We start from the raw sequence: 10,340 nt of genomic DNA, 5'->3' as shown, positions 1-10,340 counted from the left end.
GGATACCACTTTTTAGGCACTGGGCGCTATGATAAGATCGCTTACATACCTTTTCTGAAACTATTTCAGTTTCATGCGTTTGGCGTGGGAATGAGGACAATCAACGGCTATTCATGCTGTTTTATAAGTTACGTTAAAAAATAAAGAAGATTTGGAGCGGTTGAGGGAGATTTTTACCGAATGAGCTACCCGATTTTCGTAGATTAAGGAGACCATTATGACACAAAATATCTATGATATTGCAAATGAATTGGAACGCAGTATTCGTCAGTTACCAGAATACAAGGCAGTTGAAGCAATGAAAAATTCGCTTGAGGCGGATAAGGAGGCAAAAGAGTTGTTGGAAGCCTATCTTTCTTTCCAAGGTGAAGTTCAAGCACAGCTACAGGCAGGGCAAATGCCGGGAGCTGATCTGCAGGCACGTTTGGAAGATTTTAACAAAAAAATTCAAGCCAGCCCTCTTTTGACAGAGTATTTTAGTAAGCAGCAACAGCTTTCTATTTACATTGCCGATTTAGAAAAAATTATTTTTAAGCCCCTACAGGAACTACTATAAGAAGAAATAGAGAGGTCAACAATGTCATGATTTTCCAAGAATCATCCTTGTTGCTTCTTTTTTTATAGCCCTAGGGGAAATATCAAAAAGTATTCAAGATAGGCTAAAAGACTACCTTGAGTAAAAAATTGACAAAATCATTGAAAAAATCTCAACATTCATGTATAAAAATTCTTGACAAATGGATAAAAATTGTTTATTATTTTAATAACCTAAAGGAAATGAAAAGGAGACCTACGATATGTTATTGAGTTGTCAAGTAACATCAACCAATCATACATATTTCTACAGCTATTTTAGATAGTGTTTGTAGACATGGTAACATGGATACAAACACAGGAACGTTCTGTTTGTATCTATGTGGCTGTGGTAGTTTTGACAATGCCTACATAGATGATACATCTAGGTGGCATGTCAAGTCAGTCTGTTTTCATTTTACAGTTTGAATTGAGGGACCGTTTAGATGTATCTAAGGCGGTCCCGTTTTTGTAGTCCAGACCTTTCTATCCACTATGTATTGGAAGAAGCTGTGTGCACATCTTACCTACCTTGCTTCAGAAGATTTGCTTGTTTCGCTTTTAGCTTGCCTTCTTATCTTAAGGTTGAGATAAAACGACTGTTTCGTACGATTTTATAGTATAAGCTGCCTAGCGTTCTCAATCATTAGGGACACGATGATGGATACCATAGCTTAACCTCAAGAAGTTTAGAGTGAGGGAAGTCCCATGATTTCTGTCCACTTCTACACCATGTAGGGGAATAAAAGTCGCTTTTGAGAGGGATTGGGTGTGTATACGGATTCTAAAGTAGGGAGGGGACGCCCGACTTACTAGATGTCAGAAATAGGATGAGGCTTTTTCCTTATTTCCTAAAGGTCACACTTTCTAGCACCTGCTAGATAGACTACTTATTTTACTATTTTTATAAAGGAGATTTCGATTATGGGGTTTAAACAGTTTTTTACAGGTTCAGTAGCCGTTCTTTCAACGTTCGCACTAGTTGCTTGTGGTTCGGGCGATAAATCAACAGCATCCGGTGATAAAAATGTAAAAATAGGAATTATCCAATATGCAGAACATGATGCCCTATCATCAGCTCGTGAAGGCTTCCTTGAAGCTCTTGATAAGGCTGGATATACGGAAGGAAAAAATCTGACGGTTGATTACCAAAATGCTCAAGGAGATCAAGCCAATTTACAGACAATGGTGGATCAACTAGCCGGGGAAAATGATCTAAACTTTGCCATTGCGACCCCTGCTGCCCAGGCTTTGTTGAGTGCGGATAGTGAAACTCCCTCCCTCTTTACAGCCGTATCCGATCCTGTTGCTGCTGGTTTGGTAGATTCCTTGGAAAAACCAGGTGGCAATATGACAGGTACGACAGACTCGACAGATGTTGCTGGTCAAATAGACAAATTATTAAAAGTTGTGCCGACAGCAAAAACCATCGGGATTTTTCATAATTCAAGTGAGATAAATTCAGAAGTACAGGCTAAGGAAGCGAAGAAGTTACTAGAGGAAAAGGGCTTAAAGGTCGTTGTCAAAACTGTTACATCGACCAACGATGTCCAACAAGCTATTACTTCATTGGCAGGTCAGGTAGATGCCATCTACCTACCATTAGACAATACAGTTGCTTCAACAGCTTCTACCATTGGAGAAGTCTTACTGAAAGCTAAAGTACCAGCTATAGGGAGCGACGAAGCGGTCTTAGAAGCTACTCTCTTTACATACGGAGTAGATTTCCATGCTATTGGTGTGCAGGCTGGTGAATTGGCAGTAAGCATCTTAAAAGGTGAGCAACCAGCCGATTTGGCGGTGAAAACACCTGAAACAGCAGCGATTGCCGTCAATGAAGAAATGGCAAAAGCAATTGGAATTGATCCAGAAATGATTAAAGAATTGGAAAAATAGAGAATGTAGGAGAAAAAATACATGAAGAAAATCGGAAAATATTTGCTAAACGTGTCTATCATTGGTCTTAGTACCCTCGCCCTTGTAGCTTGCTCGTCTTCAGACAGCAAGAAAAAGAGTAGCGATACGATAAAGATCGGTATCTTACAGTATATGGAACACGATTCCTTATCAGCTGCTCGCAAAGGATTTGAGGCTGAATTGGCTGAAAATGGTTACAAGGAGGGTGAAAAAATCACCCTTGATTACCAAAATGCCCAAGGGGATCAAGCCAATCTTCAAACGATTTCAGAGCAATTGCTTGGAAATAATGATGTTATTCTAGCTATTGCAACGCCCGCTGCCCAAAGTTTAGCGACTATTTCAACCGATACCCCAGTTCTTTTTACGGCGGTAACCGATCCTTTATCTGCGGACTTGGTTAATTCTATCAAGGAGCCAGCTGGTATGCTGACAGGAACGAGCGACCAGGCGCCGATTGAAAAACAGATTGACTTGCTCGGTCAGGCTGTGCCAAATGCGAAAACAGTCGGAATCTTATACACGACGAGTGAACGCAACTCAGAAGTGCAGGTGGAAGAGGCAAAGCCCCTGCTTGAAAAAGCAGGCTATAAAGTAGTGGTTAAGGGGATTTCCAATACCAATGAAGTGCAGGATGCAGCAACCAGTCTGATGAAATCGGTCGATGTGGTCTTCATTCCGACAGATAATACTATTGCATCAACTATGACCATGATTGGTGAGCTATCTGTTCAATACAAGGTACCAGTTATCGGTGGTTCGACAGATATGGTCGACGAAGGCGGTTTGTTGACCTATGGGACAAACTATGAGGCTTTAGGTCGTCAAACAGCTAAAATGGCTATTCGAATCATGGAGGGGGCAGACCCTGCCAAAACTGCAGTTGAATATCCAGCGACCGTTGACCTCCATGTCAACGAAGAAATCGCTCAAAAACTAGGGATTGATACTTCAACATTATCTGTCTCAAACTAAACTATCAAGCAAGGGAGCAGGAAAAAGAGGCTTGCTCCCCTAGCAAAGGAGAACATCGTGGATCTTATATTATCAAGTGTATCGCAGGGGCTATTGTGGTCTATTATGGCGATTGGAGTTTACTTAACATTTCGTATTTTAGATATTGCTGATTTGACAGCAGAGGGTGCTTATCCTATGGGGGCAGCAGTCTGCGCTACAGGGATTGTTAACGGCATGAATCCCTTGTTCGCAACCCTACTTGCTTTCGTAGGAGGGATGCTTGCTGGTCTTGTCTCAGGTTTGCTCCATACAAAAATGAAAATTCCAGCACTGTTGACAGGGATTGTAACCTTGACAGGTTTATATTCTATTAACCTAAAAATTCTTGGCAAGGCAAATGTAGCGCTTTTACGCCAGCAAACCTTAGTGACCCAATTACAGAAAATGGGCTTGAGCAAGACCTATGCAGTTCTGCTCATCGGTATGATTTTTGTCGTGCTTGTGATCGCCTTATTGACCCTATTATTAAATACTCAAATTGGGCTAGCTCTTCGATCAACAGGGGACAATATTCCGATGAGTGAGGCGAATGGAATCAATGTTGATAAGATGAAGATTTATGGCTACATGTTATCCAATGGCTTGATTGCACTTTGTGGGGCTCTTTTGACGCAAAACAATGGCTATGCAGATTTGAACTCTGGGACAGGAACGATTGTTATCGGTCTTGCTTCGGTCATCATCGCAGAAGTAATCCTGCGTAACCTTCGTATCGGTTGGCGCTTGTGCTCTGTCGTTTTAGGTGCTGTTATTTATCGACTGATTATCCTAGCGATTCTTGAGATTCCTGGTATGGATGCAGACTTGGTGAAATTATTCTCTGCGACCCTTCTTGCCCTTGTACTTTTCGTGCCAGAATTGCAGAAAAAATTGCAGATTCGTAAACCAAATGTATCAGAAAAATCAGCCTAGGAGGGATTAGAACATGACAACAATTTTATCGATTCAAGATATTCATAAGACCTTCGAAGCAGGGACTATCAATGAAAACCATGTGTTGCGTGGCATGAATTTGGAGGTTCAAGAAGGAGACTTTATCTCCATTATTGGGGGAAATGGTGCAGGTAAGTCAACCTTGATGAATAGTTTGGCGGGTGCCTTGACCGTTGATTCAGGAGATATTTTGCTAGAAGGAACGTCCATTAAGGACGTTCCAGCAGCCAAACGAGCGCGTGAGATTAGCCGTGTTTTCCAAGATCCAAAAATGGGAACTGCCTCTCGTCTAACCATTGAAGAGAATATGGCTATTGCTTATCGCCGTGGTCTGTCTCGTGGTTTGAGTTGGGGAGTGAAAGACAGTGAGCGGAAGATTTTCAAAGAAGCTCTTAAAGAATTAGGCTTAGGTTTGGAAAATCGGATGAAGGTGGATACGCAATTCCTATCAGGTGGCCAGCGTCAGGCATTGACCTTGCTCATGGCGTCTCTGGTCAAACCCAAAGTCCTGCTCTTGGATGAGCATACTGCAGCCCTTGATCCAAAGACCAGTGATATGGTGATGAGATTGACTAAAAAAATCGTTGAGAAGGATCAATTGACAGCCTTGATGATTACCCACAATATGGAAAATGCAATCGAATATGGAAATCGTCTCATCATGCTTCACCAAGGTCGTATCGTCGTCGATGTAGGTGGTGAAGAAAAAGCCAATTTGACCGTTCAAGATTTGATGGATCTATTTCATAAAAATAGCGGACAAGCACTGACAGATGATGAGATGATGTTGTAAATTCAGTTCTTGTTAGTGATGTTGAAGTGGCTTATCCATAGTGCTAGTAGAACTATCTAGGACTGGAAAACTCAAGAATTTAGTGCAAGCTTGATGCAATCTTTGATTCGCTCCCTTTTCAGCTTCTTCTAGCTTCAAGCGTCCTCTCTATAGATCGAAAAGAGTTTGAGATTCGTCTCAAGCTCTTTTCTACTCTCATTAGGAAATGCTACTAAAAAATTTACTCTTTTTATAAGCGATAATACAGGAAAAGTATGAAAATCTTACCTAAGTATGGTAGAATACTGACTAAGTATATTGTAATGGATAGAGATAGTCATTTGGTTTATACCAAAAAGTAAACGAAATGCCTATATAGGAGGAAGAGCTTATGGTGCGCAAAGTGGGCATTATTGGACTAGGTCATGTTGGTACAACAGTGGCACACGGCTTGATTGCTCAAGGTGCTTTTGATGATTATGTTTTGATTGATACGAATGAGAAAAAGGTCGTAGCAGAAGCCTTGGATTTTGCAGATGCAGCAGCCAATCTTCAACACCATGCCAATATTAGAATCAATGACTATCAGGCATTGGCTGATGCGGATGTGGTGGTTTCAGCCTTAGGGAATATCAAGCTCCAAGACAATCCTCAGGCAGATCGCTTTGCAGAGCTTCCATTTACTGCAAAAGAAGTCCCAGTTGTTGCCCAGCAATTAAAAGCAGTTGGCTTTAAGGGAATTTTAGTGGTGATTTCAAACCCAGTTGATGTCGTGACGAGCCTTTATCAGAAATATACAGGTCTGCCAAAGGAGCAGGTCATCGGGACAGGAACCTTACTAGATACTGCAAGAATGAAGCGGGCGCTTGCTCAGCATTTTACAATAGATGCTCGCAGTGTGCAGGGATATAATCTAGGAGAGCATGGCAATTCCCAATTCACTGCTTGGAGCCAAGTCAAGATTAAGGGACAGGCTATTTCTAATTTTACTAGCGAAGTCGAATTGGCAAGTTTAGAAAAGGAAGCAATTATGGGTGGGCATAGGGTCTTTTATGCCAAAAAATATACTTCATACGGAATTGCAAGTGCAACCATTCGTCTGGTCTTAGCTATCGTGTCAGATGCCCGTGAGGAATTACCAGTTTCCCACTATTATGAACCTTTAGAGACCTATCTTAGCTATCCAGCCATTGTTGGGCGAGCGGGAATTGTGGAGCGGGTTCAGCTTCATTTGACGGATCATGAGGAAGAAAGATTGCAGGCCTCTGCCCGCTTTATTCAGGAAAAAGTTAGGAGCCTCTGCCCACATGACCTGCTTTGATTAGAGAGAGTAGCTTCCTAAGGTAAGATTATTTTGGGGACTATTTAAGTAGCCTGCAGTTGTTGATTTGAGGTATATTCCTCTTATCTCTTAGACTATTGGGGATGAGCTACATGAAACAGTGGGAGGAGTGTTCAATGTATATAGGATTTTTAGGACCCAGGGGTTCTTTTACGCATCAGGTAGCGCATCAGGCTTTTCCGACAGCAGAATTGGTGCCGTATGATACGATTACAGAGGTCATGAAAGCTGTTGAGAAAGGTGCAGTTGATTACTCGGTCATTCCAGTTGAAAATTCAATTGAAGGCAGTGTTCATGAAACCATTGACTATCTTTTTCATCAGGCGGACTTGCAGGCAGTAGCAGAAGTCGTTCAGCCGATTTTTCAGCAGTTAATGGTTGCTTCTGATTCCAGGGACTTTCAGGTGATTTACTCGCATCCACATGCCTTGGCTCAAGGAAAAAAATATATTGAGGAGCATTATCCCCAGGTTCGGCTTGAAGCAACAGCTAGCACCTCCTATGCAGCGTGTTTTGTAGCCAACCATCCGGATATGCCCTTTGCAGCGATAGCACCAATTGCAGCAGCTCAGGAATATGGTCTGACAATTATTGCGCAAGATATTCAGGAAATGAGCCAGAATTTTACTCGTTTTTGGGTCTTGGGAAATGAGCCATTCACTCTACCGCTTATGAAAACAGCTCGAAAATGTTCATTGGCTCTGACTTTGCCAGATAATCAACCAGGCGCTCTTTACAAGGCGATGTCAGTCTTTGCTTGGAGGGGAATTGATTTGACCAAGATTGAAAGCAGACCCTTGAAAACGGCTCTGGGAGAATATTTCTTCATTCTTGACGTAGACAATACTCAAGCAGAATTATTGGCCTATGCCTTAAAAGAATTGACAAGTCTAGGGATTTCTTATAAGATTCTAGGAGACTACTTTATTTATCAGGCTCAATGAAAAGGGAAGTACAATGACAAGATATGAGAGCAACCTCACTCATCATGAGGAATTACGACTAGATTATTTACGGAAAAATATTCACTATTTAAATGATAGGGAACAAAAAGAATTAGCCTATTTGGAGCGAAAATTAAGTGGTGTCACTATGCGAGCAGCTCGACCGCAGCCTCGGAGAAGCCACCCCGTGGAGCTAGAAGAATGGGAAGAAGTATCAGGAGATTTTTATGATTTAGAGGTGGATCCAGATGGAGATATCTTACCTGCCTACCCACGTCAGAAGAAGTCAAAGGCGCGTCCTATCAAACAACCTAAGATTCGGAAGAAGAAAAAGGGACGCTTCAAGCGTTTCTTGATGCTTCTTTTAGTGGGGCTTATCGTCCTTTTTGGAAGCTTGGGCTTTATGTTTGTCAAAGGGTTGAATGGTGTTGAAACCAAGGCTTTAACAGAACCGTTTAATGGTCAGACTACTAATAATGGGGTGAATATTCTTATCCTAGGGACAGATGGTCGGGCCGGTGATAGTTCAGACATGACACGGACAGACTCGATCATGGTCTTAAACGTCAATAATAAGGATAAAAAGGCTAAACTCGTCAGCTTTATGCGCGATACCTTGATTGATATTGATGGAGCTGATTATAAACTGAATACTGCCTATACCTTTGGAGAGCAAAATGGTCATAAGGGTGCTGAAAATGTGAGAGAAGTCTTGAAGGAAAATTTTGATATCAATATCCAATACTATGCCATGGTCGATTTTTCAACCTTTGCGACAGCTATCGATACTCTCTTTCCTGAAGGGGTAACCATTGATGCTCAGTTTGGGACAGTAGATGGTCAAGAGGTGTCATCGGTTGACATTCCAGATGATTTACATATGGAAAATGGTTCAGTTCCCAATCAGACGATTTCTGTGGGTGTCCAACAAATGAACGGGGCTACCTTGCTCAATTATGCTCGTTTCCGTAAAGATGACGAGGCGGATTACGGACGAACCAAGCGCCAACAACAGGTACTTGCAGCTATTCTGACGCAGGCTAAAAATCCAATGAAGCTCTTTTCTGGAGCAGAAGCACTTGGAAAAGTCTACGCTTTGACATCAACCAATATCCCGCAACGTTTTTTGGTTACGAGTGGTCTCTTTGTCATGTTAGATGCTAAAAATGGGGTTGAACAGACGACCATTCCAGCGATGGGAGATTGGATCGACGAGTATGATATTTATGGCGGTTTGGGAATCAAGATTGATTTTGAAAAATACCAGAATCGTTTGAGTGAATTGGGCTTACGCTGATATTCTCTTTGCTAGTAGGGATTAACCATTAAATTTTGGGTTTTCTCCCTCATCTGACTGATCTCTGAGACGAGCTATTCTCTATCCGATTATTTGAAACAATAGTCTTCCCCCCCAGTTCAGTACCAAAGGTTTATGTCTAGTCCGATTTTGGTTTTTTAGAGGGGATAAAATGTGTTATAATGAAGGTTGGAATGAGGTTCTAACCTTTTTACTGATGCTTATACTCCTCAACAATCTCTTAAACGTCGTCAGCATCGCTTTGATGTACGCTAATACTCTTTAAAAATCAAAAGGAGCCTTCGTCAACTTGCCTTGGTGAAGGCTAGTCCTACCTTCGGCTTCGATTATAAGGAAATGAGCGGTGCTACTCTCATTTCCAACCTTTCACAATTCTTCATTGTGAAAGCTAGTCTACTTTTGATTTTTATTGAGTATAAGATATCACTTTGTAGGTTCAATTAAGATGTGAGAGTGTTTGACATGAGTTTCACTCGTTTTATTTCCAACCTTTCACAGTCTATTCCTAGACTGTGAAAGCACATAGTGAAAATAGGCGGCCGAGCAGAAGTTGCTTGCAACTTCGTTGCGAACTCCCTGCGAAGATAGTTAGGCTAGTCACAAATGAAATGCAGGGAATAGCCAGCTAGCTACCGCCAATAAAACAAGTTATAGTATCTTACTTCATTTTTTATCTTTTTTCCGAGCTTTTAGTTCGACTTCTGTTAAACCAAGATACGAGAGCAGATAAAAAGTGAATGAACATATGAAAGCTAATGGACTGTTTATCTTGGGTGTTGGTGAAGAGAGGATTGTAGAATAGAGAGAAGGACGAATGATTAAAAAGAATGACTGTATAGAGGTAGCGATTGTAGATATGAGCCATGAGGGGCTGGGAGTAGCCAAGGTAGATGGTTTGGTCTTTTTTGTGGAAAATGCCCTACCTGGTGAGACCATTCAGATGCGCGTGCTCAAGGTCAATAAGAAAATCGGCTATGGAAAAGTGGAGAAGCGTTTGACCACATCGCCTGAACGCAATGAGGCAATTGATGTGAAGTACCTACGCTCTGGGATTGCAGATCTAGGGCATTTAGATTATGGGGCACAACTAGCTTTTAAAACCAAGCAAGTCAGAGATAACTTATATAAGATTGCAGGTATCAAGGATATAGAAGTTCCCCCTACTATTGGGATGAATACCCCTTTTGCTTATCGTAATAAGGCACAAGTTCCTGTCCGCCGTGTCAATGGACAGCTAGAAACAGGATTTTTCCGGAAAAATTCTCATGACTTGATACCGGTTGAAGATTTTTATATCCAACATCCCGAAATTGATCAAGTGATTGTGGCTGTACGTGATTTGTTGCGTCGCTTTGACTTTAAGCCCTATGATGAAGAAGAACAATCAGGTCTCATTCGTAATATTATTGTCCGCCGTGGTCATTATACAGGCGAACTGATGCTTGTCTTTGTGACTACACGTCCGAAAATGTTTCGTATTGAGCAGCTGATCGAACGTTTGGTCGCGGAGTTTCCGCAGATTAC

The 10,340-nt window shown here is 41.7% G+C and carries 9 protein-coding genes; all 9 read left to right on the top strand.

The features are described from left to right. Nucleotides 1-217 precede the first annotated feature (217 nt). On the top strand, nt 218-556 hold the full coding sequence (locus ACVPON_RS10195) for a YlbF/YmcA family competence regulator (protein ID WP_462878535.1): 339 nt from the start codon (nt 218-220) through the stop codon (nt 554-556). Nucleotides 557-1,497: 941 nt separating this feature from the next. Beyond that, the gene (locus ACVPON_RS10190; protein WP_462878533.1) at nt 1,498-2,469 is read left to right on the top strand and encodes an ABC transporter substrate-binding protein; all 972 of its coding nucleotides are present in this window, start codon (nt 1,498-1,500) and stop codon (nt 2,467-2,469) included. Nucleotides 2,470-2,490: 21 nt separating this feature from the next. Beyond that, complete coding sequence (locus tag ACVPON_RS10185) at nt 2,491-3,465, top strand: ABC transporter substrate binding protein (protein ID WP_462878532.1); 975 nt, start codon at nt 2,491-2,493, stop codon at nt 3,463-3,465. A gap of 57 nt (nt 3,466-3,522) precedes the next feature. Then, nucleotides 3,523-4,419, top strand: a complete 897-nt coding sequence (locus ACVPON_RS10180) for an ABC transporter permease (protein ID WP_462878530.1) — start codon at nt 3,523-3,525, stop codon at nt 4,417-4,419. Nucleotides 4,420-4,432: 13 nt separating this feature from the next. Continuing rightward, nucleotides 4,433-5,233: an ABC transporter ATP-binding protein gene (locus ACVPON_RS10175; RefSeq protein ID WP_462878529.1), complete on the top strand. Its 801-nt coding sequence runs from the start codon at nt 4,433-4,435 to the stop codon at nt 5,231-5,233. Nucleotides 5,234-5,603: 370 nt separating this feature from the next. After that, nucleotides 5,604-6,533, top strand: a complete 930-nt coding sequence (locus tag ACVPON_RS10170) for an L-lactate dehydrogenase (protein WP_462878528.1) — start codon at nt 5,604-5,606, stop codon at nt 6,531-6,533. Nucleotides 6,534-6,670: 137 nt separating this feature from the next. Beyond that, nucleotides 6,671-7,498, top strand: coding sequence for a prephenate dehydratase (pheA, locus tag ACVPON_RS10165; RefSeq protein WP_462878526.1), 828 nt, complete (start codon nt 6,671-6,673; stop codon nt 7,496-7,498). A 13-nt stretch (nt 7,499-7,511) separates the two neighbouring features. Then, the gene (locus ACVPON_RS10160) at nt 7,512-8,795 is read left to right on the top strand and encodes an LCP family protein (RefSeq protein WP_462878525.1); all 1,284 of its coding nucleotides are present in this window, start codon (nt 7,512-7,514) and stop codon (nt 8,793-8,795) included. Nucleotides 8,796-9,630: 835 nt separating this feature from the next. Beyond that, a partial coding sequence (locus tag ACVPON_RS10155; RefSeq protein ID WP_462878524.1) for a class I SAM-dependent RNA methyltransferase occupies nt 9,631-10,340 on the top strand: 710 nt, incomplete at its 3' end.

Source organism: Streptococcus sp. 1F3 (assembly GCF_054968985.1).
The sequence above is the reverse complement of the archived record's forward strand: the minus strand, read 5'-3'. Positions and strand labels throughout refer to the sequence as shown.

What these genes read in the sequence shown, in the direction of transcription:
- ACVPON_RS10195 (WP_462878535.1), top strand. Translation starts at nt 218, where the DNA reads ATGACACAAAATATCTATGATATTGCAAATGAATTGGAACGCAGTATT.
- ACVPON_RS10175 (WP_462878529.1), top strand. Translation starts at nt 4,433, where the DNA reads ATGACAACAATTTTATCGATTCAAGATATTCATAAGACCTTCGAAGCA.
- ACVPON_RS10170 (WP_462878528.1), top strand. Translation starts at nt 5,604, where the DNA reads ATGGTGCGCAAAGTGGGCATTATTGGACTAGGTCATGTTGGTACAACA.
- ACVPON_RS10185 (WP_462878532.1), top strand. Translation starts at nt 2,491, where the DNA reads ATGAAGAAAATCGGAAAATATTTGCTAAACGTGTCTATCATTGGTCTT.
- ACVPON_RS10190 (WP_462878533.1), top strand. Translation starts at nt 1,498, where the DNA reads ATGGGGTTTAAACAGTTTTTTACAGGTTCAGTAGCCGTTCTTTCAACG.
- pheA (WP_462878526.1), top strand. Translation starts at nt 6,671, where the DNA reads ATGTATATAGGATTTTTAGGACCCAGGGGTTCTTTTACGCATCAGGTA.
- ACVPON_RS10160 (WP_462878525.1), top strand. Translation starts at nt 7,512, where the DNA reads ATGACAAGATATGAGAGCAACCTCACTCATCATGAGGAATTACGACTA.